At 60.4% G+C, this 26,948-nt stretch carries 24 protein-coding genes and 1 pseudogene; 13 read left to right on the forward strand and 12 right to left on the reverse strand.

All coding sequences use genetic code 11. The features are described 5' to 3' along the window. Positions 1-284 precede the first annotated feature (284 nt). Together HSRCO_RS07770 and HSRCO_RS07775 are read right to left on the reverse strand one after the other, a co-directional pair. A complete protein-coding gene (locus HSRCO_RS07770; RefSeq protein ID WP_259517040.1) occupies positions 285-608 on the reverse strand; it encodes a hypothetical protein in 324 nt (107 codons plus the stop codon). A gap of 715 nt (positions 609-1,323) precedes the next feature. Beyond that, positions 1,324-1,536: a zinc ribbon domain-containing protein gene (locus HSRCO_RS07775; RefSeq protein WP_259517041.1), complete on the reverse strand. Its 213-nt coding sequence runs from the start codon at positions 1,534-1,536 to the stop codon at positions 1,324-1,326. A gap of 648 nt (positions 1,537-2,184) precedes the next feature. On the opposite strand from HSRCO_RS07775, the pseudogene HSRCO_RS14600 reads away from it, so the two are divergent. After that, positions 2,185-2,262 (forward strand): annotated as a pseudogene (locus HSRCO_RS14600) (transposase); the annotation flags it as partial. Positions 2,263-2,572: 310 nt separating this feature from the next. On the opposite strand, the gene HSRCO_RS07785 reads toward HSRCO_RS14600, so the two are convergent. Together HSRCO_RS07785 and HSRCO_RS07790 are read right to left on the reverse strand one after the other, a co-directional pair. Next, the gene (locus HSRCO_RS07785; protein ID WP_259517042.1) at positions 2,573-4,282 is read right to left on the reverse strand and encodes an FAD-dependent oxidoreductase; all 1,710 of its coding nucleotides are present in this window, start codon (positions 4,280-4,282) and stop codon (positions 2,573-2,575) included. A 145-nt stretch (positions 4,283-4,427) separates the two neighbouring features. Continuing rightward, positions 4,428-4,703 carry a hypothetical protein gene (locus tag HSRCO_RS07790; RefSeq protein WP_259517043.1) on the reverse strand — a complete coding sequence of 92 codons (276 nt, stop codon included), beginning with the start codon at positions 4,701-4,703 and terminating at the stop codon, positions 4,428-4,430. A 604-nt stretch (positions 4,704-5,307) separates the two neighbouring features. Here HSRCO_RS07790 and HSRCO_RS14605 point away from each other — a divergent pair. Continuing rightward, on the forward strand, positions 5,308-5,556 hold the full coding sequence (locus HSRCO_RS14605) for a hypothetical protein (protein ID WP_396266388.1): 249 nt from the start codon (positions 5,308-5,310) through the stop codon (positions 5,554-5,556). Positions 5,557-5,942: 386 nt separating this feature from the next. Here the strand turns inward: HSRCO_RS14605 and HSRCO_RS07800 are convergent, their stop codons facing one another. From HSRCO_RS07800 to modA, 4 genes are read right to left on the reverse strand one after another with little or no spacing between them, the layout of a single operon-like run. After that, positions 5,943-6,851, reverse strand: coding sequence for an ABC transporter ATP-binding protein (locus tag HSRCO_RS07800; RefSeq protein WP_259519784.1), 909 nt, complete (start codon positions 6,849-6,851; stop codon positions 5,943-5,945). A gap of 6 nt (positions 6,852-6,857) precedes the next feature. Then, positions 6,858-6,995, reverse strand: coding sequence for an ATP-binding cassette domain-containing protein (locus tag HSRCO_RS07805; protein ID WP_259517046.1), 138 nt, complete (start codon positions 6,993-6,995; stop codon positions 6,858-6,860). 2 nt (positions 6,996-6,997) lie between these two features. Next, the gene (locus tag HSRCO_RS07810) at positions 6,998-7,786 is read right to left on the reverse strand and encodes an ABC transporter permease (protein WP_259517050.1); all 789 of its coding nucleotides are present in this window, start codon (positions 7,784-7,786) and stop codon (positions 6,998-7,000) included. 28 nt (positions 7,787-7,814) lie between these two features. Next, positions 7,815-8,645 (reverse strand): molybdate ABC transporter substrate-binding protein, encoded by an 831-nt coding sequence (modA, locus tag HSRCO_RS07815; RefSeq protein WP_259517051.1) that lies wholly within the window; start codon positions 8,643-8,645, stop codon positions 7,815-7,817. Between the two features lie 68 nt (positions 8,646-8,713). Between modA and HSRCO_RS07820 the strand changes: the two genes are divergently transcribed. The 10 genes from HSRCO_RS07820 (at position 8,714) to HSRCO_RS07865 (ending at position 20,066) form a co-directional block, all read left to right on the forward strand. Further along, entirely contained in the window at positions 8,714-9,412 is a 699-nt protein-coding gene (locus HSRCO_RS07820; protein ID WP_259517053.1) for a hypothetical protein, read from the forward strand. 169 nt (positions 9,413-9,581) lie between these two features. After that, a complete protein-coding gene (locus HSRCO_RS07825) occupies positions 9,582-10,748 on the forward strand; it encodes an alpha-1 4-glucan-protein synthase (RefSeq protein ID WP_259517055.1) in 1,167 nt (388 codons plus the stop codon). 43 nt (positions 10,749-10,791) lie between these two features. Further along, positions 10,792-11,967 carry an extracellular solute-binding protein gene (locus tag HSRCO_RS07830; protein WP_259517058.1) on the forward strand — a complete coding sequence of 392 codons (1,176 nt, stop codon included), beginning with the start codon at positions 10,792-10,794 and terminating at the stop codon, positions 11,965-11,967. A gap of 4 nt (positions 11,968-11,971) precedes the next feature. After that, positions 11,972-13,600 carry an iron ABC transporter permease gene (locus HSRCO_RS07835; RefSeq protein ID WP_259517059.1) on the forward strand — a complete coding sequence of 543 codons (1,629 nt, stop codon included), beginning with the start codon at positions 11,972-11,974 and terminating at the stop codon, positions 13,598-13,600. A 118-nt stretch (positions 13,601-13,718) separates the two neighbouring features. Next, positions 13,719-15,635 (forward strand): glycosyltransferase family 39 protein, encoded by a 1,917-nt coding sequence (locus tag HSRCO_RS07840; protein ID WP_259517060.1) that lies wholly within the window; start codon positions 13,719-13,721, stop codon positions 15,633-15,635. Between the two features lie 26 nt (positions 15,636-15,661). Next, on the forward strand, positions 15,662-16,210 hold the full coding sequence (locus HSRCO_RS07845; protein ID WP_259517062.1) for a gluconate 2-dehydrogenase subunit 3 family protein: 549 nt from the start codon (positions 15,662-15,664) through the stop codon (positions 16,208-16,210). Continuing rightward, entirely contained in the window at positions 16,207-17,850 is a 1,644-nt protein-coding gene (locus HSRCO_RS07850) for a GMC family oxidoreductase (RefSeq protein WP_259517063.1), read from the forward strand. The genes HSRCO_RS07845 and HSRCO_RS07850 overlap by 4 nt, the downstream gene beginning before the upstream one ends. 84 nt (positions 17,851-17,934) lie before the next feature. Continuing rightward, positions 17,935-18,684, forward strand: a complete 750-nt coding sequence (locus HSRCO_RS07855) for a dolichyl-phosphate hexose transferase (RefSeq protein ID WP_259517064.1) — start codon at positions 17,935-17,937, stop codon at positions 18,682-18,684. A 258-nt stretch (positions 18,685-18,942) separates the two neighbouring features. Further along, complete coding sequence (locus tag HSRCO_RS07860) at positions 18,943-19,425, forward strand: dihydrofolate reductase (RefSeq protein WP_259519785.1); 483 nt, start codon at positions 18,943-18,945, stop codon at positions 19,423-19,425. A 146-nt stretch (positions 19,426-19,571) separates the two neighbouring features. Then, positions 19,572-20,066 (forward strand): redoxin domain-containing protein, encoded by a 495-nt coding sequence (locus HSRCO_RS07865; protein WP_259517065.1) that lies wholly within the window; start codon positions 19,572-19,574, stop codon positions 20,064-20,066. Positions 20,067-20,096: 30 nt separating this feature from the next. On the opposite strand, the gene HSRCO_RS07870 is transcribed toward HSRCO_RS07865, so the two are convergent. Together HSRCO_RS07870 and HSRCO_RS07875 are read right to left on the reverse strand one after the other, a co-directional pair. After that, a complete protein-coding gene (locus HSRCO_RS07870) occupies positions 20,097-22,541 on the reverse strand; it encodes an RND family transporter (RefSeq protein WP_259517066.1) in 2,445 nt (814 codons plus the stop codon). A 3-nt stretch (positions 22,542-22,544) separates the two neighbouring features. Then, positions 22,545-24,158, reverse strand: a complete 1,614-nt coding sequence (locus tag HSRCO_RS07875; RefSeq protein ID WP_259517067.1) for a COG1361 S-layer family protein — start codon at positions 24,156-24,158, stop codon at positions 22,545-22,547. A 196-nt stretch (positions 24,159-24,354) separates the two neighbouring features. On the opposite strand from HSRCO_RS07875, the gene HSRCO_RS07880 reads away from it, so the two are divergent. Beyond that, entirely contained in the window at positions 24,355-24,966 is a 612-nt protein-coding gene (locus tag HSRCO_RS07880; protein ID WP_259517069.1) for a TetR/AcrR family transcriptional regulator, read from the forward strand. Between the two features lie 176 nt (positions 24,967-25,142). Here the strand turns inward: HSRCO_RS07880 and HSRCO_RS07885 are convergent, their stop codons facing one another. Continuing rightward, positions 25,143-25,748 (reverse strand): hypothetical protein, encoded by a 606-nt coding sequence (locus HSRCO_RS07885; RefSeq protein WP_259517070.1) that lies wholly within the window; start codon positions 25,746-25,748, stop codon positions 25,143-25,145. After that, positions 25,741-26,874, reverse strand: a complete 1,134-nt coding sequence (locus HSRCO_RS07890) for a DUF3179 domain-containing protein (protein ID WP_259517071.1) — start codon at positions 26,872-26,874, stop codon at positions 25,741-25,743. Before HSRCO_RS07890 ends, HSRCO_RS07885 begins: the two co-directional genes overlap by 8 nt. Between the last annotated feature and the right edge of the window lie 74 nt (positions 26,875-26,948).

Below are 26,948 nucleotides of genomic sequence, written 5' to 3' on the forward strand. Positions count from 1 at the left end.
GAGAGTGTGGGGGTGTAGCTCGCTATAATGGCACGGTTCGGATCCCTGCAGGTGAGGACCCGTGGCATCTCATCGTCAAGCACGACGGCGACAACGTCACGACGATCCATGGCGAATCCAATAGTTCTCTACTAGGTGGTTCGGCGAGTGTTGGTCAAAGTGTTTCAGGTCCTGAACCGACCACAAATTCCTCAAATTCCTCAGCCTAATCACGTCCATCGACGATTTTCGATGCTGAACAGCTATCCTGGGGCCCAATTGAGTCAATTCTATCTGAACCGGTATTACCTGGGGAATCTGGGAGCGATGCCAACAGCCAATAGCGTCCCGCGCCGGCTAGCGAACAGCCAGTGGTAAGAGGCATAGGCGAAGCCACCGAATATCAGCAGAGACCCGGCAACCACGGTTATGGGATTTTCTACCCCAAAGAAGAAAAATCGAGATATTCCCCACAGAACTAGACTCATCGGCATCGCCCATTTGATCACGGGAAGGAACTTGGGATATATCGTCAGTACTCCAGCTACGAAACCCACACCAGCGAGTAGCGTCAATAGACGCCCAATCGGATTGTCCCAGATCTTCCTAGCCGATCCACCAACGCTCATCGTTCTACTGCCACAACAGGTCGCGATATGAATCCCTCTGTATGAGGTGCTGGGTGATTTTCCGTACTGAGGGATCCGAGAGTTTCCGCAATAGACCACAGCTCGGTCTGAACGTATCTCCTGCTGATGATTTCAACAGAGGCAAAATCGTGTGAATGCTTCACGCAACGGGATTTCAAGACCCCACGGGCCCTATCTCCATTGTATGACTGATCAGGATACTGAATCATCTCCAGATGCCGATCAGTCGGATGGATACGAGGGGAAATACGACAAGTACATCGACAGAATTCTCGATCTCATCTCCCTCTTCTGGTGACAGATAACCGGTATCCCTTTTCAATGGGAGTCGTTTCTCGAAGCGATGCCCAGTTCTCAGCCCTCCAATCCTGAAGCTAGCCCTGGTGTCCAGTATCGAGGTGCACTGACGCGATGACGCTCTATGCCATCGACGACATCGACGAGCAGACACTCAACCTTCCTGTAGTCTAGGTAGTATTGACACGGGCACGTCGGGACGAAACGAACCCCCTTGGAGATCACGACCGTGTATACTGCTACTCGTGGTCTCTCGTATCTCGACGGGCAGCTTGCTCTGCGTCCTCTCGGTTCATGGTCTCTCGCTGGTCGTGCTCAGCACGAACGAGATAATACAGGACCAATGGTGCACTGATAGCGAACAAAAAGACGATAACGAAGAAACCAACCCCATTCATCACCCCAGGAAAATGTCCACGATGTCGCTCGTGCCGGAGGTCGTATCTCGGTACAATTCGGAATAGCCGCAGTTCGCACACGAGACGACTTTGAAGCTATTCGTCTGAATATCGAACATCTTGGAGAGGCCACCCCCAGTCGTCGAGATCTCTCCGACGTCTGTTTCGGTATGACCACACTTCGGGCAGCCTCGATCGGTGTCAGTGTCCATAGTTGTACGTCGGCCAAACGGCGTATCAACCTTATCCTGGGTCAAATGCTTCTTTGAGATACGACGTAACATTATCGACAATCTGTCCGTACAATTATCTGGAAAACGGCAGCGACCTGCAGCGTTCAACGGCGGGAAAGGACTAATGTGGTGAGAAAGGCACTCACCGTTGATGAACGGGCATCGACAGGAGAACCTGAAACTCTGGAACGAGTGGAGTGACGATTTCCAGTCGCTCTGAACAGCCGAAACAGAAGACGAACTTCCGCTAGCACCCTCTCCGTTCGAACCGGACCCCCTGGTGGAACCCAGCAGGACACCCAGGGCATCGAAATACCTTGGAATTAGGCTTCGCCGGCCGTGGTGAGATGGGTGCTGGGGGTCCTGGCCATGTTGCAGGTGATGCGGGGGTGAGCGATATGATGGCTGAAGGTATGCCATTACGGCCATCGTCCGACGGGCCGGCACTACTCGGGACGCTCGGAGACTACAAGATGCGATTCCGTTAGCCAAGCCCATAGCGGTAACAGCGCGGAAACCCACCCGTTCACGGGTGGGAGGAAGCGCGTAAGCTCCTGCATCTAACCACCGGCCACGACAGGGCCGACTCCCTCAATATTTTTGAATCACTACGCCTACCTATGATGAATGGAGAAGCGGCGGACTGTTCCCGTCAAACTTGACGTGGACAGTGACGACGCCGCACTCCTCGAAGATACCATCGACGAACTCGCCGAACAGATCACTGCTCCGGTGACCTCTCAGCTGGTCGAGGGAGCAGATCAGCCCGCCGCGCTGATCCAGGCCATCCACTCAGCGGACGCCTTCGTGACCTGTTCCGGCCGTCGGGGGATCCGTGGCGCCGTCCTCGGCCGACCGAGCGACCGGATTATCGCCGGGAGCGACGTCACCGCGATCTCGGTGACGTCGAGTGAAACGGAATCGAGTCGGCTCAGGGGGCTGGCCCGTCGGCTCGTCTTCTCCACAACCTGAACCGGTTCGGATCGTCCGCAACGACCGGTCCCGAGACGACTGCTCACTCTCTTGCCGGAGGAATCGGCGGATCGTAGGCCGGATCGTCGCGGGCCCGCCAGTCGCGCTCGATCTCGTTGTAGAAACTGTACCCGCCGTCGAGATTTCGAACGTCGAACCCGTGCTGTTCGAGCACTCGAGCGCTGAAGTACGCGGATTTCCCGATCTTGCAGTGGGTGACGACCTGGTCCGGAATCTCGTCGAGTCGATCCCGTAACTCCGACAGCGGAACGTTCAGCGAGCCATCGAACCAGCCACGCTCGGCCCGCATTTCTGGCGGTCGACAGTCCAAAATCGAGACGTCCTCGTCGAGATCCACGAGTTCGTCCCAGTGGACGGTGTCGACCGTCCCGTCCACGATGTTTCCTGCGACCATACCCGCGATGTTCACGGGATCCTTGGCCTTCGAATACGGCGGGGCGTAGGCGAGATCGAACTGCTGCAGGTCGTATACCGTATCGTCGTGTTGTATGGCGGTCGCCAGAACGTCGATTCGCTTGTCGACGCCCTCGCCCCCGACGATCTGGGCACCGAGTACCATTCCGTTGTACGGATCGAACAACAACAAAATTCGCATGTCTTCGTTCGCCGGATAGTAATCGGCGTGCGAACTTTGCAACGTGTACGACCGCTCGTACGCCTTGTTTCGCGCTTCGAGGGAGGGCGCCGTCTCACCGACGGACGCTACCGTCATATCGAATATCTTGGCGACCGCCGTTCCGAGCACCGGCTCGTAGATCGTCGCGCGGCCAGCCAGGACGTCCGCGACGACCCGGCCCTGCCGATTTGCCGGCCCGGCAAGCGGAATCCAGTCGTTTTCCCGGGTGGCCTGGGTCACTACCTCGACTGCGTCTCCAGCCGCGTAAATGTGAGGGTTCGAGGTTCGAAGCTGCTCGTTGACGGCTATCGCCCCCGAATCACCGATTTCGACGCCGGCGGCTTCCGCGAGCTCGGTGCGCGGCATGACACCGGTTGCGAGGACGACGATCCCCGTCTCGACCGTGCTACCATCGTCGAAGGTCGCGACCATTCCGTCCTCACGGTCGGCGATTCCATCGACGGTCGTGTTGAGATGGAGATCGATACCGTGTTCCCGAAGCCGGTTGTGGACCAGGGCAGCCATTCCAGGCCCGAGGGAGTGCGGCATGACCCGTTCTTCCATTTCGGCGATCGCTACGTCCAGTCCGGCCTCGTGTAAGTTCTCGGCCATCTCCAGACCGATGTAACCCGCTCCGACGACCAGCGCCCGTTGCACCGACGATTCTTCGACTCGTTCTCGAATCGAAACGGCGTCGTCGACCGACCTGAGAGTATACACGCCATCGGCGTCGTGAACCCCATCGATCGGGGGAACGATCGGTTCGGCTCCCGGAGTCAACACGAGGTCGTCGTACGACTCGTCCACCCTCGTCCCGTCACTCTCGACGGTGATGGTCTGTGCTTCGGGATCGACGTCGACGACTTCGTGACCGGTCCGAATATCGAGGTCGAACGTCTCGCCGATATCATCCGCCGATTCGACGACGAGCTGCTCGGCGTCCGGTATCGTGTCGCTAACGTGGTATGGCAATCCACAGCTCGCGAACGAGACGTGGTCGTCCCTTTCGAACACGACGATCTCACACGATTCGTCCAGTCGACGTAATCGGGTTGCCGCGCTCATTCCCGCCGCGTTTCCGCCGACGATGACGTATCGATCGGCTGGTGCCGACATAGTCATCGATCGTCGGAGCCACCAAAAAAGGTCACCGATTCGACATATATGTCACGGTCGATATCCAGAATCTCTTCCACACCGACGGGCACTACTGGCGCGCCGGAAGCTTCCGTGCCCCGTCGGTCTCACCAGATCCGCCGTTTCAACCGTCGGAGTCGTCGGCCTTCGTCGGTCGCTCGTCCCCCTCGGTGATACTCTGCAAGAGGAGATCCGTCCCGGCCGCGGCGACCATTCCTACTCCCATCGCGCGTAACTGCTGGAGATACACTGGTTTCGCCTCGAGGTCCGACGCGTTCTCGAAGTTCGTACCGATCATTCGAGTGATGAATTTGCTGCTGACTTGCGGGAAGAGTGCAGTCACCGCTCCCTGCAAGAGGACGAACGCTGCCCCGATCCGACGGCTCTGTTGACCGTTCATACTACTACCACGAACGAGCTCCATAGGCTTTAATATTCTGACATACGGAGGGTCACCGAACGCGACCGTATAGCAGTGGTAGCCGAGAACGAGCGAAACGTGGATTATGGGTACCACGAATTGCGCCGTCAGTAGAACGAGATGACTAGCGTCGTCTCCGTGCCATCTTCGACACGGAGGAGGGACACGAAATACGCGGCAGGCCGGATTGTCCACATGCGGGCACTGTCGAAACCAGGCTGCTGTATAGCGACCCTGTAGTCACCACGCTGTCTCACTGTATGTCATTGCCTTCACCAGATCACAGTGGCTCCGATCCGGATCGCAACTGTTAGCGACTGGTCTGTCTCTCGAACGAACCCACTGGAGAAGAGTCACGGACGGTGCTATCGGCAGTACGAGACGCGCAATATCGGAGGGGCACAGTAGTATACAGTCGATATCTGCATTTATTATATTGTGCTGACGACACAATATCAGCATGGCAAAGACCGATTTTGTCACGACCTTGTTCCCCGAGCGCAACGATCCCGTTAAGGTAACGGTGGCCTTCACGATGGCACTCTAAGCGGTCGAAAAGGGCCATTCAGCCACCGTGATCCTGATGGCTGCCGGAGTGCGTCTTGGAAAGCCCGGTCATGCCGATGGACTCGATATCGGTGATCCGTTCCGTCCGGTGCCAGAGCTGATGGAAGACTATCTCGAGGCCGGCGGGAGAGTCGCTGTCTGTGGCGCCTGCATGGAACACAATGACGTAAGCGAAGCCGACATCGATGACCGGTTTGCCGTCGTCGATGCCGATGAGACTGTCGACCTGACGATGGATGCCCAGGGCGGATTTCAGATCACCTAACGGCGAACCCCGGGAAAACTCCGCCACGCAGTATAATCACCAAGTCACGATAGATTCGTCCACGACTGTGACCGGGTAGTGCCAGGAAAACGATGGGTTCCGAGGGTGCCGCTTCGACGGTACTCCATACGAGCCCGTTCACCGACGAGATGACCGTCGAATCTGCCATCCCTGCCCGGCGTTGCGGAGGCAGTTTCGCGCGAGCGGTACCGCCGCGCATCGCACCGTCTGCCCAGTCCTGGTAATGATAGTGGTCGGCCGGAGCGTGCTCCGTCACAGCCACCGGTTGGGGGCAGGCTTCGCGGTCGGGTTGCCCACACGTGAGGACAGCGTTCGTTGGTGGTCCTCACTTGCGGCGGGCGGATCTGGGACGTCGGCGTTCTCGATTAGCGCCCGGGATTTGCGATCAGGTGGATCGACTCCGGATCGACGCCGACGAAAACCGTGTCGCCGACCGCCGCGTCGAGCGCCGCGTAGGCAGACGTGGTCAGCCGAGCGGTGATCTCGACACCAGCCTCGACGTCGAGTTGAACCGCCGCTTCCCGCCGCGAGACCCCGACGAGTTCTCCGTCGATCCACTGGCCGTCGGTCGGCTGGTCCGCCCGGACGGAAACGTATTCGGGACGGATACACGCGAGTGTCTCCCCCTCGGCCCTGTCGCTGGCCTCGATTTCCAGACCGGATTCGAGTTCTACCGAGGTCGAGTCGCCGTCCCAGGTGGCCGTCCCCTCGAAGACGTTTTCCGTGCCGACGAACTGCGCGACGAAGCGGGAGTTCGGCTCTTCGAAGACGGTCTCGGTTGTCCCGGTTTGGACGATCTCACCGTCTTTCATAACGGCCAGACGGTCGGCGAGGCGAATCGCCTCCTCCCGTCCGTGGGTTACGTGTAAGACCGTGACGTCAGTCTCGGCCTGGATCGATTCGAGTTCGTCGATGATCTGCTCCTTCGATGGCACGTCGAGCGCGCTGACTGGCTCGTCGAGGAGGAGAACCTCGGGATCGAGGACGAGACTCCGGGCGAGGGCCACGCGCTGTTTCTCACCGCCGCTGAGCGTCCGGGGATACCGGTGGCGCAGATCGTCGATATCTAGCAGGTCGGTGAACCGGTCCACTCGGCCATCGATTTCGGCCTCGGAGACGCCCTGGATCCGACCGAACCGAATGTTCTCCTCCACCGTGAGGTGGGGAAAGAGCATGTAATCCTGGTAGACCATGCTGATCGGCCGATCCTTCGGCGCAGCACCCGTGATCTCCCTTTCGTCGAGTTCGACTCGGCCCGCGTCGGCGGTGTAGATTCCTGCCTATACTTCGAGGAATATGGTCTTGCCCGACCCCGTCGGTCCGACGAGGACGAAGTACTCGCCCTCCCCGACGTGCAGGTCGACGTCATTGAGCGTGAACTCGCCCAGATCTGCCGTGAGCCCGGTAATCTCGAGCATGGTCAGTAGATGGTGGCATCCCCGCCGAAGCGTTCCAGTACGTACAGTGCCACGAACGAGACGATGACGAGGATAATCGCGGCGGCGATGGCCAGTTCTATTTCGCCGCTCGACATGTTCAGGAAGACCGCGATCGGGAGAGTCTCAGTCTTCATCCGGGTTGCGCCCGCCAGCATGAGGACCGCGCCGAACTCGCCCATCCCCTTGGCCCACGTAATCGCTGTGCTGGCCAGAAAACCGTTCTTGGCCATTGGTAGAGTCACCTTGCGGAACGTCTCGGCGTGAGTGTACCCGAGTGTCTTCGCCACGTGTTCGTATCGGGGGTTGATTCCGTCGAAAGTCGAGCGCATGATCCGGATAGCGAAGGGCACGTTGATGAGGAACTGGGCCATCACGATTCCGGATTTCGTGAAGACGAACTCGATACCGAAACGGTTGAGTACGTCACCGATCGGCGTGTGGCCGAAAAAGAGTAAGAGCCCGACCCCAGCGACGAGCGGTGGCAGCGCCAGCGGCACGTTGACGATTGTCTCCGCGAAGGACTTCCCGGGAAACTCCGTGCGAGCCAGGGCATAGCCCGTTGGCACCGCCACGATCATGCTCATAATCGATGAGACGGTTGCGGTGAGCAAACTCAATCGGATCGAGAAGAGGATCTCCGCAGACTGGAGGTTCGTCACAAGCGCCGCTGGTGTGGTCTGGATTGCGAGCATGCCGATGACGGCGACGATGAATGCCGCCATCACCACCACAGAGACGCCGGTGAACTGGTTGAACGTTCTCGCTTCCATCGTCACTCGAGCGCGGTTTCGACGACCATCATTCACCCTCGTACTTGCGATAGCCGAACGCCGCGAAGATGTCTCGACCCTCGCTGGCCACGAAGTCGACGAACTCCCCGGCCACCTCGGGGTGGGTGGCAAACTCCAGGCGTCCGATCGGGATGGTCTTGATGATGTTTTTCGCTTCGGCGATAGGGACCCGGTCGACCTTCTCGTCCATGCCGTGGACGTCAGCCCGCCAGGTGATGGCGGCGTCCACCTGCTCCTGGGCGGTGTAGACGACGAGTTCGTTCGTGGTGCCTGCAGTCGTCGCGACGTTCTGCTGGACGGCTTCGTAGAGGCCGTTTTGTTCCAGAATTTTCTTTCCGAGGCGACCGATGGCCGCTGCCCCCGGATCACCCAGCGCCACGTCCACACCTTCGTCGGTGAGATCGGATAGCGACGAGACGCCGGCTGGATTGCCTTCCGGGACGATGATCGACGGCGTGTGGTAGGCCACCAATTTCTTCTCCGCGATGAAGCCCTTCTCGTCGGCGGTGTCGATGTAGTATTTCGCGCCGGGCATGTAAACGTCGCCTTGCTTGTTCAGTTCGATCTGGCTCAACAGGGTATTCGACCCGGCGTAGTTGTACTGGACTTCGGTACCTGTTTCGGCCTCGAACTCGGCGCCGATCTCGTCCATCGGCTTCTTGAGACCCGCGCCGCTGTACACTAGAATCGATATCGTGTCTGCCGCGCTGGTCGTTCCGGTCGTTCTGATAGTGGTAGACTCCTCGGCCGTCGAACCACCGGAACAGCCAGCGAATCCAGTTGCGATCCCTGCACCAGCCGCCGCCAATACCTGTCGCCTGGTACGATGTATCGCCATCGATATATCGACTTCGTTCACGCGGGAAAATAGTAGTTTTGAATCGACATCGTACCTATCGAAATATAGTGAAGGATAGGACGAACGTGGTTGCAGGGCGAAAACCCACCGATCGGTACTGGTACAGGTGTGTGGAGGGTTTTGAAACGCCCGAAACGGAGCTTCGAGAGTCGGAAGGGGGTATCGCCACCAATTCTTCTGAAGGGATGCATGAGGCCACAGGGTGTCGCGTGTCGTTGCGGGGACACCGGACAGGGTCGAGGAGGTATTTCCTGGTGGTCCCGTGGAGGGTTCGTTGCGCGTTCGACGATCATTCCGAGGGCTGGCCGAGCGATGGTGACATCCACCAGAACGGTCGATGGCAACGTTCGAAACTGTCGCACAGGTATAACTCGTTCCAGACCGGTTGGTCTACTATGAAGAAACGACTCGCCATCGGGGTCGGTATGGGGGCAATCCTCGGCGTGTTCTGTATCGTGGGTGTCGGCCTCAGGACCGGATTCCAGGACAACGAGCTGTTCCTCGTTTCGATGTGGTACAACCGCGTCGTCATGGGCCTCGTTATCGGGCTCGCCGGGGGTCTTCGGATCGTCGACTCGGACCGAAACGTCCTCGTCCGGGGGTTCGTCCTCGGTCTCGTGGTGACAACGGCGATTACTCTTACGAGTGAGTTCCGTGACTGGCCGAGTTTCTTCGCCGGCTTGGCCTACGGCGTTATCATCGACTGGACCGCCACGAAATTCGGCGGACCCGCCGAAACTCCGTAGGGCGGGTCCACAAAACGGGTGATATCTGTGGATGTGAGGGTCCTTGTAATTGTATCGCTGGCCGAGCACGGACGAACCGCTGCAGGTGCACCCGGCCTACAATCGGACATTCAACCGTTCTCGCCGCATCCATAGATATTTAGGCATGCCTAACTCTACTGTCGAATGCATGCCCCCCGAACCTGATACGTGTGTTATCGTTCCAACGATCAGGGACTATGACGCGATGCGGGCCTACTTCGAGAACGCCCGCGACCACAATTTCGACCTCGAAAGAGTGTTCGTCGTCCTCGTCACCGAAGACTTCTGTGATACCAGGGGAATGCGAGCGATGCTCGACGACGAGGGAGTTTCGGGGGCGGTTTTCGACGAGAGTGCCCGCGAGCGGTGGTTCGATGAACGAGGGCTATCGGAATACTCCCATCTGATTCCGGAAGCGAGTCACGCCCAGACCTCGTTTGGTCTCCTGTATCTCTGGGCGAACGAAAGGTTCGACTACGGATTCTTCATCGACGACGACACACGACCGCTCGCCGACGTCGATTTTTTCGGCACGCATCTCCGCAATCTCGAATACGAGGGACTTCTTCCCGCAGTCGAATCCGACGAAGACTGGGTCAACGTACTCCATCAGAGTGATACTGACCTCTACCCCCGGGGCTACCCGTACGCGGCGATGGGCGAAGAACGCGTGAAGACCGAAGAGTACGTCGACGGCGTGGTGGCGTCCCAGGGGCTCTGGACGAACGTGCCCGATCTCGATGCCGTGCGGATACTCATGGACGGCGATCTCGATGGGCAGGCTCAGACTCGCACGAGCGCAAGAGATTACGAAGATGATTTCGTCGCTGCAGATGGCAATTACCTCACGGTCTGTTCGATGAATCTCGCGTTTCACCGCGAGATCGTGCCGGCGTTCTACCAGCTCCCGATGGACGATAACGAGTGGGGGATCGCTCGATTCGACGACATCTGGTCGGGTCTTTTTCTCAAGCGGGCCTGTGACGACCTTGGCAGGCAGATCTACAACGGTGATCCGCTGTGCCGACACGACAAGGCGCCCCGGTCAACGTTCGAGGACCTCCAGAACGAGGTGGCCGGGCTGGAACTGAACGAACACCTCTGGCACGTCGTCGACGACGTGGACGTCGATGCCGAATCGTTCGCTGAGGTATACCGGGCCATCGCGGACGAACTCGTAGCGGGTGACTACAGTGACTGGAACAACGGAGCGTTCTTGAACTACTGTGGACGGTACATGCAAGACTGGCTCGAGTGCCTGGACGAAATCGAGGAGCGACGCGAAACGGTCCAACCGGTGATGGCCGATGACTGAATCGAACCGCAATCGTTTAGACGATTTAGGACAGCCTAAAAACATGGAACCAGAGAGGGGGTTGCGGAGACGACAGATCCTCGGAGCGGTCGGCGCGGCGGCCGCGACCGGCCTGGCAGGGTGTGCCGGATTGCGAGACGTCGTGGGCGGGGGTACCGACCCTGATAGGTCGCAAGATATCGAGATACCGCCGCTGGCCGAGTTCAGAGGCTCCGGCGCTCTCATCGAAGGGCGCCCCGCACCGAGTGGCACGTCCATCCAGGACCTCCCGGACCTCTCGGGGTCGCTGAATCTCTATATCGGCGGTGGTGAGGGAGGCATCTACTACCAGTTCGTCGAGATGCTCGAGGAAATCTATCCCGACTTTCAGGTCTTTTCCAGCAGCGCTGCCTCCTCCTCGCTCGCGCAGACCATCGTCGAAGAAGTCGGGAGTCAGTCGGCACAGGCGGACGTTTTCTGGTCCATCGACGCGAGTTCGCTCGGCTACGTCGCCGACAATAACGCGTACGAATCGCTGCCGAACGATGTGGTCGATCCCGTCCCGAGTTCGTTCCGAGGGTCCGACAACGCATGGGTCGGCGTCGCCGGTCGCGCCCGGAGTATTCCGTACAACTCCGAGCAACTGAGCGAAGACGACATTCCAGCGAGCGTCATGGACATCCCGGAGACGGACGCGCTCCTCGGGACGATGGGATGGGCACCGACGTACGGCGCGTTCAAGTCGTTCGTCACCGCCATGCGATTACTCGAAGGCCCCGAGACGACCCGTGAATGGCTCGTCTCGCTCCGAGAGGCGGGCACCCAACGATTTCCCAACGAGTTCGTCGTCTCGAACCAGGTCGCCGATGGTACACTGGGCGCTGGGTTCGCAAATCACTACTACGCATTGCGCGTGAAAAACAGCCGACCGGACGCTCCGATCGATCTTGCGTTTACCAAGAACGACGCTGGAGCGCTCGTGAACGTGGCGGGCGCTCTCCGCATAAAGGGGACGCAGAAAGACGAACTCGTGAACGATTTCATCCGCCACCTACTGTCCGCCGAGGCCCAGGAGTACTTCGCAACGGTCAGCTTCGCGTATCCGATGATCTCGGGCGTTGCTCCTCCGGGGGGACTACCCACCGTCGACGAACTGAACCCACCGGACATCGATATCGCCGCACTGGCCGATCTCGAACCGACGCTGGAACTCATGCGAGAGGCTGGGGTCTCGGGCTGAAGGGATGGGAGTGTTCGAGTGGCTCACGTCCTTCGTCGAGTCCGCCACTGAGGAGGACTCGTCGGCCGTCGGCACGGGATTGACGTTCCTCGCTGCGGCGATAGCGGCGCTTCTCGTGTTGCCACTCGGCTGGTTGGTCGTCGACGTATTCAACCTTGGCCCGCGAGCGGTCGAACTCACGGTGAATCCAACGACGTTTCAGGTCCTTTTGCGGAGCATCGCGCTCGTCACAGTGGTCACCCTCGGAAGTATCGTCGTCGGCGTTCCACTCGCCGTTCTCACGGTACAGGCTGCGATTCCCTTCCGCCGATTCTGGACGGTCGTCTCGGCACTTCCGCTCGCCATACCGAGCTACCTGGGAGCGTTCGCTGTCGTTTCTGCCTTCGGGCCACGTGGCGCGTTTTCGAGAGTCCTCGCCCCCATCGGTATCGAGCAGATCCCCACTGTCTACGGGTTCACGGGTGCGGCCGTCGTGCTCGTCTTCTATACCTATCCGTACGTGTTCCTGACGACCCGGGCCTCGTTGCTCTCGATGGACGCCTCGCTCGTCGAGGCGGCACGCACGCTCAATACTGGTCGGTGGGAGGCGTTTCGGCGGGTCACTCTGCCACAAATCACACCTGGTATCGCCGCGGGGGCACTGCTCGTCTCGCTGTACACGCTCTCGGACTTCGGAACCCCGAATATCATGCGGGTCGAAGTGTTCACGCAGTTCATCTACGCCCGGTACAACGCGTTCATGCGCGATTACGCGGCACTTCTCTCGCTGCAGCTGTTCGCCGTCACGGCGGTGATTCTGGCCATCGAATCCCGCATCGGCGTCGACGAATCCGGGGCGTACGCGAGCAGTGCGAACCGGGGGGCGGCGACCCTAGACCTCGGTCGGTGGCGTTACCCAGCGATGCTCGTCCCCGCCGGAATCGGGCTCGTTGCGATCGTCCTTCCCGTCGGAATCTTCGCGATCTGGCTATTACGAACCGGCCCGGGATACGCAACGGGATCGATGTCGTTCTCCTGGTCGTACGGCCTGAATTCGGTGTACGTCGCGGTACTCGCCGCAGCCGGTGCGATCGTCGTCGCCTTACCCATCGCGTTGCGCTCTGCGGTCTCGGACTCGCGGCTGGCGAAAATTTCCGACCGTGCCCCGTACATCGGGTACGCGACCCCGGGGATCGTCCTCGCAATCGCGCTCGTCAGTTTCAGCCTCGACGTGGTCCCGGCCCTCTACAAGACGATCCCACTCCTCGTCTTCGCGTACGTGGTTCGATTTATGCCACAGGCGATCGGATCGATCAGGACCTCGACGCTACAGGTCGACCAACGACTCACCGAGGCCGCACGGACGCTTGGCCGGTCCCGTTTCAGCGCATTTCGCGAGATAACGTTCCCGTTGATCGTTCCCGGAATCGCGACCGGGGCCGCACTCGTCTTTCTCACCACGATGAAGGAATTACCGGCGACCCTCATCCTCCGACCGTTGCGGTTCGACACCCTCGTGACGTATATCTGGCGAGTTCAAGAGGCAGGGTTGTACGGGAAGGCGGCCATCCCGGCGCTCGTCCTGGTCGTCGTTTCCGGCATCTCGATGGCGGTAATACTCGCACAAGCGGGTGGTCGGAGCCCCGAACAGTGATACGAACGTTCGAATGACAATGCAGCACCGGCATCGACACCTCGGAACTCTCGCAATTGCAATCGTCGGAGCAGTGGCTGTGGGGATCATTTCGACCCAGGTGTTTCCGTACCATTCGTTGAACCACGACGAGGGCGTCTACCTTCAGCAGGCGGCGATGCTCCTGGAGGGGCAGTTGCACCTCTGGCCACCCGTCGAGGGGATCTTTCGACCGTGGTTTTTCGTCGAAGACGGCGGGCGGTTGTACCCGAAATACACCCCGGTTCCTGCAGCGATGTTTGCAGTAGGCGAACTCCTGGGAGGCTATCGACTGGCGCTCGTCGGTATCGCTGCCGCCAACCTGGCACTCGTGGTCGGTGTCGTCCGCGAGGTCTTCGAACCGCCGACGGGGTTGCTAGCCGGCGCGTTCGTCCTCGTCTCCCCGCTCTTTTTGATCGATTCGTCGGTGTTCCTCCCGTACGCACCGACGACGATGCTCAATCTTTTGTTCGCCTACGGGTACCTTCGGGCCGATCGAACCGGAGAACGACGGTGGGCAGTGGCCTCTGGCGCCGCCGTAGGACTCGCGTTTTTCGCACGCCCCTATACGGCTGTGCTGTTCGCGGCTCCGTTCGTCCTACATGCACTCTGGACGCTCGCCGTCGACTGGTCGGCTGCGGTAACACGACAGGTGATCGTCGCCTCGCTCGGAGTGGTAGGGGTGGCAACGGCCTTGGCGTACAACGCGATGATGACAGGGTCGCCGTGGGTGTTCCCGTACCAGGCGTTCGGGCCACTGGACGGACCGGGGTTCGGCCACCGCCAACTGCTGGCTCACGAGGTCACCTACACGCCGGAACTCGCTGTGGAAGCGAACCGAGCCGTCGTCGAACTATTCTTCACGGAGTGGATCGCAGGCGGCGTCTTCGGGGTAGCGTTCGCTCTGGTCGGACTCGTTCAAATGAGCAGACGACCTCGATCACCCCGAGAGATACTCCTCGCCGGGCTGTTCGTCTCTGTCATCGTCGGTAACGTGTTCTTCTGGGGAAATCTCAACCTCCTGGGAGACATCGACCGGGCCGGTGACGGACTCGTCGCCGCGTTCGGGCCCTACTACCACTTCGACTTGTTGCTTCCGACGGCTGCGTTCGCCGCTGCTGGTGCAGAACGGCTGGCCGGTACGTCGTGGCGACGACTCGCCTCACGCCTCGATCGTCGCCTCGCTCGAACCGCGTTCGTCCTCGTGTTGTTCGTTAGTGCGGGCCTCGTCGGCACCGTCACCGCGTCCGATTTGAACGAGCGCCTCGAGGAAAACCTGGATGTGACCGAAACGTACGAGGTGGCCTACGAGCCCCTCGAGGATGGCCCACCCGAGAACTCGGTCGTACTGGTGCCAGATCCCTACGGTAACTGGCTGAACCATCCGTTCCAGCCGTTGCGAAACGAGCCCGGGTTCGATGGTCCAACCGTATACGCGATCGACGATCGGCCGTTTTCGGTCGCTGACGAGTATCCCGACCGTCGAATGTACCGGTACAGGTACCGCGGAGCGTGGGCTCCGTACGCGGGCTCGCCGGAAGCAGCCCACCTCCAGCGGGTTCGCGACGTCTCCGGAGCGGTGATCCGCCACGAGGCGACTCTGGGTATCCCCGATGGTGCTGTCGGTGTCACCGCTCGAATCGAGACGGACGGAGGCTCAGCGTACTACGTTGCACCGGGGACGGCGGATAGTCTGGATTTCGACCTCGTCATCGAGGACGGCCGAGTCTCGGCAACGGGCGACTTGCAGGCCCTGGATAATGGATCGGTCGTTGTGGACGGTCGGGATACCGTCCGGGCGACCGTCTTCGTCGACTACGGTCCCAGTGGGGGGTTCGAGTATCGGATGGCGCTCCCGGTAGATGCCTCGGACGACGAGGTGCGCGCGCTCTCTCCCCGTATCGAACACTGCCGTGAAGTTCGCACTTGTGGTGGGGAGGCAGCGTACATACCCGAAGTGGCGTCGGACGGCGTGTTCGTTCGGAGCACCCTCGGCGTCCACAATCCAAATTCATAAGTTTAGGCCAGCCTAATCCTAGCACGATGCGACTGACCCGTCGTGACGCGCTCGCGGCGTTGACTGCAGCAGGCGTCACGGTTGGCGGCGGTGCTCTCTTTCTCTCCACGGGCGAACCCGAATCCACAGCGGACGGAACCGCCGAACACCGCCTCGACGAATCGACCGTCCGTACACTCGTTGCTGCTGCGGAGGTCCTGTATCCATCCGAGGTCGAGGGGACCGAGGAGTTCGTCACCAGTTACGTTCAGGGGAAGGTCGAGGAGCGGCCGGACCACGGCCGTGGTATCGCGGACGCGGTCGACTACCTCGACGACTACGCCGTCGCGTGGTACGACGCGAAATTCGCGGACCTCGTTCCGTCCGATAGAGACGAAGCGCTCGAACGGATGAACGCCGACACAGCCGCTCCCGACCCGAATGGGTCTGACGTGGAGCGTGTTCGATACTTCGTGGTCAACGAGTTGCTGTACGGGCTATACACGACGCCGACTGGTACAACGTTGGTCGGTCTCGAGAACCCCCGCGGCCATCCCGGCGGTTTGGCCAGTTACCAGCGAGGCCCCCAATCGTGACGGGCGACAGCGACCGAACACCTTCCGATCGGGTCGACGTATGCATTATCGGCGCTGGGCCAGCGGGAGCACTCGTCGCGGATCGACTCGCCGCGCGCAGACACGAAGTGGTAATCCTCGAGGCTGGACCGCGCTTCGACCGGGCCGATCGGATCGAACGGATGGAGCGGTCGATCCGACCGTCGCACGACCTTCCGTCCGTCTGGGACATGGGTGGCGAACGGGACGCCTACACGTCGACGGGGGAGTGGTTCTATCCACTCAATAACTCACGAGTCAAGGGCGTCGGTGGAACGACGCTCTCCTGGCAGGGGATGGTCATGCGCCTCCACGAGGTCGATTTCGAGATGCGCTCGGAGTGGGGCGTGGCGGCGGACTGGCCGATAGACTACGAGGATATTCGACCGTACTACGGGAGCGCAGAGTCGGCGTTGGGCGTCGCCGGGGCTTCGGACAACCCTTTCGCACCCCCACGGGAGTCGCCACATCCCATGCCTCCGTTCCCACCGTCCCACAGCGACGCCAGGTTCGCGGAGGCGTGCGAACGGCTCGGCGTCGCGACGCACTCGGTTCCGAACGCTCGGAATTCTGCGCCCTTCGACGGCGACTCGAAGTGCGTCGGCTTTGGAACCTGTAAACCGGTCTGCCCCACCGACGCCAAGTACGACGCGACCCGTACGATCGAGAAGGCGACGGACGCAGGCGTTCGCGTCATCGATCGGGTCCCCGTTCAACGACTAGAGCACGACCGGTCGGGGCAGGTGATCGACGCAGCCGTCTACGTCACTCCGGACGGGGAGACCCACCGACAGACGGCGCGGCAATTCGTCCTCGCGGCAGGGGGCATCGAGACGCCGCGGTTGCTCTTGCTCTCGGAGTCCGAGACCTACCCGGACGGACTCGCGAACTCGAGCGGCCTCGTCGGCCGCTACTTCATGGAACACCTGTTCGCGGGAACCGGTGGGATCGTCGACTGGCGGACCCGTCAGAATCACGTGGGATTCCTGACGAGCGAGACCCACCAGTTCTACGACGATCCGGCCGCGGGTACCGAGCGCGGGATTCCACCGGCCGACGCACAAACGGCCGCGTTCACCCCCATCAAACTGGAGTTCTTCAACTACGCGGGGCCGTCACCGGTCGGCTTGGCGCTCGATAGCGACATCTGGGGCGACGAGTTGCTCGAATCGCTTCGCGACGCGTACGGGAACAGTATCGCGATGGGTGGGCTCGTGGGACAACGACCCCGGAAGGACAACTTCGTGGGGTTGGACTCTTCGAAGACCGACGATCACGGGAATCCGGTCCCCCGGGTCCACTGGCGAGTCGACGACGTAACGAAGCGCTCTATTCGACGGGCGAACGAGATCCAGGAAACGATCCTGACCGAACTGGGGGCGGAGTTGACGTGGCAGGTCGGTCCCGAAGAGACCGGGCCCGCCTTCCATCACATGGGGACGACACGGATGGGAACGGACCCGGCGGAGAGCGTGGTGAATCCCCGGATGCGTACGCACGACCTCGACAACCTGTGGATCGCCGGGAGCAGCGTCTTCGTCACGAGCGGCGCGATGAACCCGACGCTCACCATCGCGGCGCTGGCTCTCAAACTGGCGGACCACGTGGACGAATCGCTCTGAAGTCCGCCGTGGGTGGTCTATCGGTCGCCGTTCTCGATTTAGGCGAACCTAAATTTAAAGTCACTGCACACCCTTGAACGAGCAATGACCTCCCAGCCCGATCGCGAGGACCAGCCGACGCCGTACACGTTCGACGACGTGAGCGTCGTCATGGGAACCTACAACGAGGAGGCTGCCATCGCCACCGTTCTCCGTGACATCGAGGACGTAACGGACGGTGCAGCCGAGGTGTGCGTCGTCGACGGCTCTACGGACCGGACCCCGGAGATCGCCCGCGAACACGGTGCGACCGTCATCGAACAGGAACCACAGGGGTACGGCGTGGCCGTCAGCGAGGCCCTCCGCTCGGCGAATCGGCCAGTCGTCGTCACGACGGATTGTGACGATACGTACCCCATGGAACGTCTCCCCGAGTTTCTCGCTGCCATCAACGACGGTTACGACGTCGTCAGCGGTGACCGACTGTACCACGGGGCCGACGCGATGCCGGCCGTCAACCGATACGGGAACATCGCGTTCGCCGTGCTCGCGAGTGTCCTCATGGGAAAACGTGTCCACGACACGACCACTGGGATGCGCGCGTACCGACGAGAGGTCATCGAGACCATCTCCTGGACGGAGAACACCGGGCTTTCTGCGGAACTGCTTATCCGTCCACTCATGCGGGGGTACGAGGTCCGCGAACTTCCGATCCAGTATCGTGATCGAAAGGGGACGACGACACTCGATCCCCTCACTGGCGGTATCGAGATAGCGAAATCCATCGTCAAGGTCGCCCTCGAAGAGCGCCGTAATGGGTCCGGGACGGATAGCTCGATCCCCCGACCAGCGTGAGAATAGTGACGACGGACCGGTGATTCCGGACCGACGTCGCCTGCGCAGTAGAACTCGCGAAGACCTTGCACGATTACGAGCTAGATTCGTCGGTTTCGCTCCCGGATGTTCCGTCGTGATTGTACTCTCCTATCGGAGGTCGAGAGAAAATGCGGCCGACGGTAGTCATCTCGATACGAGAAATTGGCTCCCCGAGCGGCGACGAGAGTGCGTGGATCGAACGAGATGACTAAGGACGATTCGCGCGAATCAGTACATATGGAACTCATCGCGGTCGCGGCGGTCGCAGCAAACGGCGTCATCGGGAAGGACGGTGAGATCCCGTGGGAGAGCATTCCAGAGGACAAGCGCCAGTACCGGGGTCGTATCGAAGACTGGCCGGTGATCCTGGGTCGGCGGACCTTCGATTCGATGCGCGAGGACCTCCCTGGCTCGGTACAGATCGTCTTGAGTCGATCCGAATCGAACTTCGACGTCGAGTCTGCCCGGCACGCACCCGGCGTCGAGGAGGCAATTGCTCTCCTCGATCGACTGGATACAGACCGGGCCTACGTCATCGGTGGTGGGGGGATCTACGCCCTCTTTCAACCGGTCGTCGATCGGATGGTACTGAGCCGGATCCCGGGCGAGTACGAAGGCGACGCGTACTTTCCCGAGTGGGACGGCGCCGACTGGGAACTGGTCGAACGGACCACGTACGACGATTTCGTCCTCGAGGAATGGTATCGGAAGACGGACTAACGGACCCATTCGGGTTCGAGTGACCATTCCGCGATGTAGTCTCCGTCGATCGAAGGACTCGCTCGATTGCACCCGCCGGTCGAAACCCATTGGCGACACCCACTGCCATAAATATATATCTCCCAGGGGTGAGCTATAACGTGAAAATGCTAGATCCAGGCATCCAAGCACCCGATTTCACCCTTCCAGGGACCGAAACGGAGACCCTCAATGGGGAAAATCAGATATCGAGATATCGACTCTCGGATGCGGTGTCTTCGGGGCCCGTGGTTCTCACGTTCTATCTCTTCGATTTCCATCCCGAGTGTACCAAAGACGTCTGTGATATCCGTGACTTGCAGTGGCTCGACCTTCTCGAAACCGTCTCCGCGTTCGCGATTTCCACTGACAAAGTCTTCAGCCACCGGGAATTCGCGGAACGTCATCAGCTCGATTACCCATTGCTCTCAGACAGCGATGGAACCGTGGCCGAGGCGTACGATGTTCTGTTAGATGAGTTTGCGGACCATCGTCGTATCTCTCAGCGATCCGTCTTCGTCATCGACACCGACCAGATTGTCCGGTATAGCTGGATGGCCGAACGCGCAGACGATCACCCGAATTGGCATGCGGTCCACGATGCAGTTCGTGAACTGTTGTGACCCTGGTCCTTCACTGACGAGGCCATCGGCTCACGTGGTGTCCCCATTCCATCGGGCATAGAGTTGGACTGTCGGTGGGAGGACGACCACGGATGCAACGAACGAGTAGAAGACGCTCAGGGCCATCAGGAAGCCGAAGTTCCCCAGTACGGGAGAAATCGCGAACACGAGTGCGCCGGTACCCAGGGAGGTCGTCGCCATACTCCCCGCGAGGGCTCCACCGGTCCCCGTCAGCGTGGTCAGAAGTGCCTCCTGGGACCCGGTTGATTCGTCTATCTCGTCGACGTATCGGTGGATGACGTGGACGGAATAGGCGATCCCGACACCCATCGAGATCGAGAGGATCGTCGCCGTGACGGCGTTCAGCGCCATTCCCAGCGCTCGCATCGTCGCTAGGAGGACGATCACGGCGACGGCGATCGGAAAGACGTTGATAAGTCCGAGCATTGCTTTGCCCTCGAGTAGCCAGTACACCACTACGAGGAAGATGCCCGAGAGTACGACGGCCAACACGAGACTCTGAATTGACGACTCGTAGATAATCTCGGACACCGCGCCGTAGACGATTGTCTGGCCTGTCGCCGTTGCAGAGTATCTAAATTCGTCACCAAGCATCGACGCATCCGCTTCGATCTCTTTTTGAGAAGCATCACTGTCCACGGAGTACGAGATTTTGGCACCACGCCGATCGTCGGTCAGGTACTCTTCGGTCCGGTCGGCATACGGCGACGCCGCTAATTCGTCGTAGATCAGGGGCAGGTTTCGATCCGGGATGCCGTTGTCGTTCATGTCGTTACGCTCGACGAGGGCGGCGAACTCGGGATTCTGCGCCGCGTAGGAGCGGATGACGGTTACGATGCTCTGTGTCTCTGCTCCACCGTGTGGACCGACGGCAAAGCTATCCGGTGGGTCGTCGTTCGGCGCCGCGAGCGCCTCGAGCGCGTGACTCTGCTCGAAGGACCCCTGGACGTACAGAACGACCGACTCACTCTCTGCAGTCTCGAAGCGATCTTCGAGGACGTTGATCGTCCTGGTCATCGTGTACTCGCTGGGGGCGAGCCCTGCAGGGAGGTTCTCGATAGCATCCGGTTGCTCCGATGGCGGAAGGAAATCCTCGGTATCGAACGTGTTGTCGACGCCAGCCCCGTACCCCGCCGCACCGATCGTGAGCACGACGATCACGAGAACGACGACCAGCGGGGCACGGTTACTGATTCTGGTGGGGATCGCGAGGATCCGACCGAGGGCCGACTCCTCGCTGGCGATCGGCGTATCGTCGAACTCAGGGACGTTGTATCGTTCCCTGAATCGATCGCTTTCGATCTTCGCGGCCGGGAGAAACACGCCGAAGATGAGAAATGTGAACATGATCCCGACACCGGCGGCAAATCCCATGCGCTGGAGGGGTTCGAGGTCCGAGCTGATGTTCGCTCCGAACCCGAACGCCGTCGTCACGGCGACGATGACGAACGCGACGAGGAGTTGGCCCAGCGCGATGCGCATCGACGGAATGTGATCCCGACCGGTGGCGGTCTCCTCGCGATAGCGATTGATGATGTGGATGCCGAAGTCGACGCCGACCGCCAGTAGCAACACCGGCACGGTTATCATCGTGAGATCGAAGGAAACGTTCGCGAATCCGAGAAATCCGAACGTCCAGACGATAGTCATCGCGAGGGCGATCAGCCCGAGGACCATGTCGATGGGGTCGCGATAGGCGATCGCCAGGAATCCAAGAATGAGCACGACCACGATCGGCATGACGAGCGCCAGCGAATCGTCGATGACGTTCATCATCTCGTATTCGACCAGTCCATCGCCGAAGATGTGGACTGTCCCGGGCGTTCTTTCGGCCATCGACTGTATCTCGAGCTGAATCGATTCCATATCGTCCGCACGCTCAGGGGGCGTATGTGAGACGACGGTGATCGATGCCGATGCCGTCCCCTCCCGGGAGTTGAAATCGGTGCTCAGCGTCCGTTCGAACCCGGGTCGCTCGTTCGCGAGCGTTTCGATCACCTGCTGGAGTTGCGAGTCGCTGGCCTGCTGGATGGCGCGTCGTTGTTCGGCAGGTGTCGTCGCGGTGGGGTCGAGCGCCTGCGCGATCGTCGGTGCTGGGCCCTGCGCCGAATCCATATACAGATCCTCTCGCTGCTCGATCTGCTCGAGGAGGGTCAGCATCTCGACCAGTGACTGACGGGAGAGTACGTTCTCGCTCTCGTAGATTAGCTGCGTTGACGCCGTATCGGTCTCGAATGGATCCTGGAACTTCTCGTTGACGTCGTCGAGTGCCTCCTGTTCGGGCGTCCCTTCGACGAACGAGTCGAGCTGATCGGAGCCCATGGTGACCTGGCCGACACCGGCGGCGAAGACAGCGGTTACAACCAGAAATCCGACGAGTACCGCTCGAGGTCGCTCCGTGACGACCACAGCGACCCATCGCACGGCGTCGGAGACCTGGTCGCTCGCCGCCATCGATCACTGCCTCCGGTACAGGTAGCCTCCGAGCGCGATGATGACGAGGAGGACGGCGGCCCCGATCAACTCCCACGGTAGACCGGTGTCTTCGGGTTGTGTGACTGTCACCGGGACGGTCACGGTGTTAGAGATCTTCGAGGTTCCGTCGCTGTCCTCGTATTTCACGTCGAAATCTGCCGGATAGGTCTTCGCGATAGCACTGCCAGCTGCACCCAACTGCAGCGTGACCGTCGCAGACTCGCCGGGATCCAGGGAACCGATGTACCCCTCGTCTTCGTCGCTGTCGAGCGGGTCGTCCACGAACAGTTTCATGTTGACGTTCGAGACGGGTTCATCTAGTTGGTTGGTGATCGTCGCCTCGATGGTCTGATCGCTCCCGGCAGGAATCTCGGAGTCGGCCAGCGTCACCGCGAACTGATCGCGTCGTTCTTCGACGGTGGCCTCCGCATTGACGTCCTCGTACCCCCGTTTCTCTCCGTCTTCGTTACGATACGTGACGGCCATATCGAGGGACCGGTCCGTCGCCTTGCCGGTCGTCGTCACCTCCAGAGGAAGCACGAATTCGGCGGAGTCACCTGGTTCCAGCGTCCCGATCGCCGCACTGCGTTCAACGGGAACGATCGTTGGAGTCCGATCGGCGTACTCTATCACGACGTCTTCGACAGTGGCGGGACCGGTATTCGTAATCGTGCCCCTGAGTTCGCCCTCTTCACCGACGCGAAGTGTGGATTCGGCGCTCTCTACCGAGAATGTCTGCTCGGTCAGGGGACGCACCCCGGCCGACAATCCGCGGTGGACGCCGGGAATGCCGTCCGGATCCGTATACTGTACCGTCCCCGAAAGCGCGTACTCACGAACGCTCGCCTCCGATTGAACGGCCACGTCGTAGCTGAGTGTCGCGTTCGCATCCGGTTCGAGCGACGCTATCCTGCTGGTCCCGGCCTGGGATTGACCGAAGAGGAACTTCGAACTCGACGATTCGAGTGTCAGGCGGACGTCTTCTGCGACTTGTGATCCCGTGTTCGCCACGGTGACGTTCATCCGTCCTCTATCGGCGACCCGAACGTCGGTGTCGACGGATTCGATCTCGAATCGTGGCGCCTCGTCGACGGTGACCTCGACAGTTCGTGTTTCTGTCTCGGTCTTCTCGCTGATTCGGGTGCTACCCAACCAGACGATGTCCGTGTACGAATACGCGAGTTCGACGTCGATATCGTAGGTTCCGGGTTCCGTTCCTTCGGGGACGGTCAGGCCGATCGAGGCGTTGCCGGGTCGATTCGTCGTGACGGTGCCGATGCCCATCTGCCCCGTTTCGACAGATAACGGCCCCTCGGCCTCGGCTTCGACCCTGACGTTTCGAGCGGCGGTCACTGCGTCCCGCATCTCGGGTTGTCCGAATCGCATCTCGCCGTCGTTGGTAACCTGCAAGTTGAGTCGTGCGACCTCACCGGGAACAACCGTGTATTGTGGGAGATGGACGTCGAGGTCCGGTTCGCCCTGGGCCGTTCCCGTTGCCTCGGTCTGGGCGAGACCAACACCAGCGACGGCAATCGTCCCCGAGAGGGTGACTAGCACGAGAACCAGGACGGTTATCAGCCGTTTGCTGGTAGTCATCGCTCAGCGCCCCTAGCCACACCGACGGACAGATCTCTGTGCCGACTCCGCCGACGTATCACTCCTTGATTACTCGTGGGTCGCTGGTTCATGGTCGAAATTGGCATCCAAAAATACAAAATGGTTTCGTTCATCCATTTCCAATAGCGAGAACAATGACCGACGTTCATGCAGGAACGAACGGAACGGAGGGACGATGAAGGGGTTCTCCGACGAGGAACGAACGCAGATCCGTGCAGATCTCATCGTCGCCGGCCGGGACCTGTTCACGACGATGGGCCTCGAGCGAACCCGTGTGAAGGATATCACCGACGAGGTCGGCATCGGGACCAGTACCTTCTATCAATTCTTCGATTCGAAGGGGACGCTGTATCTCACCGTGTTGAACGACGAGGTCGACCGCATCGCCCGGGAGTACGAAGGGGTCCTGGAGGACGCCCCAGACCTTCGAACCGAGGTCCACCACGGTCTCGACGCCCTCTTCGAGGAGTTGGAGACGAATCCACTGTTCTACCGGGCGGTCGTCGAGAACGAACATCAGCAGTTGCTTCGGCACCTGTCGCCGGAGCAGCAACGAGAGAACTTCCCCGGGCGGGCGGACTCCCTCATGACGTTGGCAGAGCGGTGGACACGTCGATCCAACTTTCGACTCGACGACCCAGAAGCAGTGGTCGACCTGTTGCGCATGCTCTCACAGACCGTCCGCATGCGAGAGCAATTCGAGACGCTCAGTTCCGTCGAAGAGTACGAGAATGCCCGAGACGTATTAATCGACACGCTCGTTTTCGGACTTGTCGAATCCGAGTGAGTCCCTACTCATTGATTTGCCTGATCGCAGGATACTCCTATCGGGTTCGACGAACGAGGCCCACGAGAAAGGACCCGAACGCGAGTATCCGCTGCGTATCTCGAACTGTCGCTCGTGCAGTGCGAACACTGCAGACGCGGCGACGAGACCGCGTAATCGGTATCACGGTCGGCGTTTCAAAGCAGTGACGGATCGACCTGTTGGCCGACGATCAATAGACTCCCGAGGAGCAACAGCACCGCAACCGGGACCAACAACTGAAACCCGGTGATGAGAGTCGACCCCGCCTGGACGCCGAACACGAGCAGAATCGTCGGTCCACAGCACGCGGCGCCGGACAGCAGTGCCGGAATGCCTCCCAGGACGCCCGTCGACGATTCGAGACCACACGCTCGCGGTTGCACGAAGCCGAGATACGTGAGTGCGACGTTCCCCGCGACGAGACCCGCGAGGAGGATGGCGACGAGTGCATTGCCCGGTGAGAACAGATACACCACTGGGCCGATGGAGACGACGGCAATCGCAGCGAATCGGAAGAACCCTACCCTGGCGAACACACGGGAGAGGTCCTCTGCAACGCGGATCGTAAACGGTTCCCATCCTCCGGACAGTGTCGACAGATCACCGACCGTGACGAGATAGACGACGAGATACACGGACCCACTGACGAGGAACACAGCTCGGGAATCTCGTCGAGATGCCGCGACGGCGAGTGCCGCAACCGTCTTGGTATAGATTCCCGATTCGGAATACTCTATTCTTGCCTGGTCGTGGTCAGTCATAGAGGGTCGTCTCTGGATAGAATCCGCTCCACGCGAACCACATCGCATCGAACGCGAGAGTCCGTTCCAGTGGGAGCTCGGCAGCGGTGAACGAATCTTCGGACTCGGCCACGAACGTGTCATCACGAACCTCGAATTGCGCCCGCGATGGATTCTCGTAGACGTATCCCGTGTCCAGGTGCGGGTCGTACGTCGCGACTAACTGGGACCCTCCCCGGTTCCCTTCGATACGCCTACCCTCCCGAAGCGCGTTCTTCTCGAAGGCAGCCGCACCATCGGCTGCTCGCGTGCCGATGACCACGGTCTTGGGCGGGAGACGGTCGTCCTCGCCCCACGAGACGAACAGTGGAGTCGAATCGGGTTCGTAGTAGCCCCGGCGTGGATTATACGACCCGTAGGGATCGCTCCCATACCGTTGTGCGAAGCCCGTCTCTCTGGAGAGGACTTTCGTGTGGGGATGGACAGTCGACCATCGCTCCCACGTCGTCCAGACGACTCTGAATTCCCGTAGCGACCGTATCGGGGGGCTTTCGTTCCACGGGCCCGGGATGGCCGTCGCCAACACCTGTGGCCACCAGGTCTCGGTCGCGCGATCGTACATGATCAGATTGTTGTTCACGAGACGTCCCGAGACGCCGAAGGTCGTCTCGCCGCGCGCGAACCCCATCGCTGTGCCCGTCAAGGGACAGTACGTGACGCTCACCGGCGTCCCATCGACGACGTCGTTACAGATCTCGTGCCAGACGAGGATCGACTGGGGATAGGCCTTCGTCTCGGTCCCCGTCGCGAGACCAAAAACTGGATCGCTGGGATCGATCCAGTCGGATGCTTCGTCGGTGGCGACGAACGCTGGGCTGTCGATCGACGGGATGCCGTCCTTCGGTGGACCGCCCGATACGGCCCGGTCTCGAAGCGATGACGGTTCTCCTGGGAGCGGTAATCGGTCCTGGGCAGTCGGTGGACCGCCCGGGTTCCCTTTCGGTGGCTCACCATCCAGTCCGGTTCCGTCATCCGGGGTGGTCGAAGACGGGTTCACTGCACCACCGACTGGTCCCCGACCGAGACAACCAGCGAGTGACGCGACACCGGCAGCGAGGACTGCTCTCCGGGTCACATATTGTGTCATGACTTATCATAGATCGCTGACAGCCAAAAGCACGCGCTAACCCACACGTTACTCCATCTGGGGTCGGTACTCGA

Origin of the sequence: Halanaeroarchaeum sp. HSR-CO (assembly GCF_024972755.1) — an archaeon.
Classification (GTDB): domain Archaea; phylum Halobacteriota; class Halobacteria; order Halobacteriales; family Halobacteriaceae; genus Halanaeroarchaeum.

Coding starts and splice junctions, on each gene's coding strand:
- HSRCO_RS07770 (WP_259517040.1), bottom strand. CDS start 608: ATGAGCGTTGGTGGATCGGCTAGGAAGATCTGGGACAATCCGATTGGG.
- HSRCO_RS07775 (WP_259517041.1), bottom strand. CDS start 1,536: ATGGACACTGACACCGATCGAGGCTGCCCGAAGTGTGGTCATACCGAA.
- HSRCO_RS07785 (WP_259517042.1), bottom strand. CDS start 4,282: ATGTCGGCACCAGCCGATCGATACGTCATCGTCGGCGGAAACGCGGCG.
- HSRCO_RS07790 (WP_259517043.1), bottom strand. CDS start 4,703: ATGAACGGTCAACAGAGCCGTCGGATCGGGGCAGCGTTCGTCCTCTTG.
- HSRCO_RS14605 (WP_396266388.1), top strand. CDS start 5,308: ATGGCTGCCGGAGTGCGTCTTGGAAAGCCCGGTCATGCCGATGGACTC.
- HSRCO_RS07805 (WP_259517046.1), bottom strand. CDS start 6,995: ATGCTCGAGATTACCGGGCTCACGGCAGATCTGGGCGAGTTCACGCTC.
- HSRCO_RS07810 (WP_259517050.1), bottom strand. CDS start 7,786: ATGGAAGCGAGAACGTTCAACCAGTTCACCGGCGTCTCTGTGGTGGTG.
- modA (WP_259517051.1), bottom strand. CDS start 8,645: ATGGCGATACATCGTACCAGGCGACAGGTATTGGCGGCGGCTGGTGCA.
- HSRCO_RS07825 (WP_259517055.1), top strand. CDS start 9,582: ATGCCCCCCGAACCTGATACGTGTGTTATCGTTCCAACGATCAGGGAC.
- HSRCO_RS07830 (WP_259517058.1), top strand. CDS start 10,792: ATGGAACCAGAGAGGGGGTTGCGGAGACGACAGATCCTCGGAGCGGTC.
- HSRCO_RS07835 (WP_259517059.1), top strand. CDS start 11,972: ATGGGAGTGTTCGAGTGGCTCACGTCCTTCGTCGAGTCCGCCACTGAG.
- HSRCO_RS07845 (WP_259517062.1), top strand. CDS start 15,662: ATGCGACTGACCCGTCGTGACGCGCTCGCGGCGTTGACTGCAGCAGGC.
- HSRCO_RS07855 (WP_259517064.1), top strand. CDS start 17,935: ATGACCTCCCAGCCCGATCGCGAGGACCAGCCGACGCCGTACACGTTC.
- HSRCO_RS07860 (WP_259519785.1), top strand. CDS start 18,943: ATGGAACTCATCGCGGTCGCGGCGGTCGCAGCAAACGGCGTCATCGGG.
- HSRCO_RS07865 (WP_259517065.1), top strand. CDS start 19,572: ATGCTAGATCCAGGCATCCAAGCACCCGATTTCACCCTTCCAGGGACC.
- HSRCO_RS07870 (WP_259517066.1), bottom strand. CDS start 22,541: ATGGCGGCGAGCGACCAGGTCTCCGACGCCGTGCGATGGGTCGCTGTG.
- HSRCO_RS07875 (WP_259517067.1), bottom strand. CDS start 24,158: ATGACTACCAGCAAACGGCTGATAACCGTCCTGGTTCTCGTGCTAGTC.
- HSRCO_RS07880 (WP_259517069.1), top strand. CDS start 24,355: ATGAAGGGGTTCTCCGACGAGGAACGAACGCAGATCCGTGCAGATCTC.
- HSRCO_RS07885 (WP_259517070.1), bottom strand. CDS start 25,748: ATGACTGACCACGACCAGGCAAGAATAGAGTATTCCGAATCGGGAATC.
- HSRCO_RS07890 (WP_259517071.1), bottom strand. CDS start 26,874: ATGACACAATATGTGACCCGGAGAGCAGTCCTCGCTGCCGGTGTCGCG.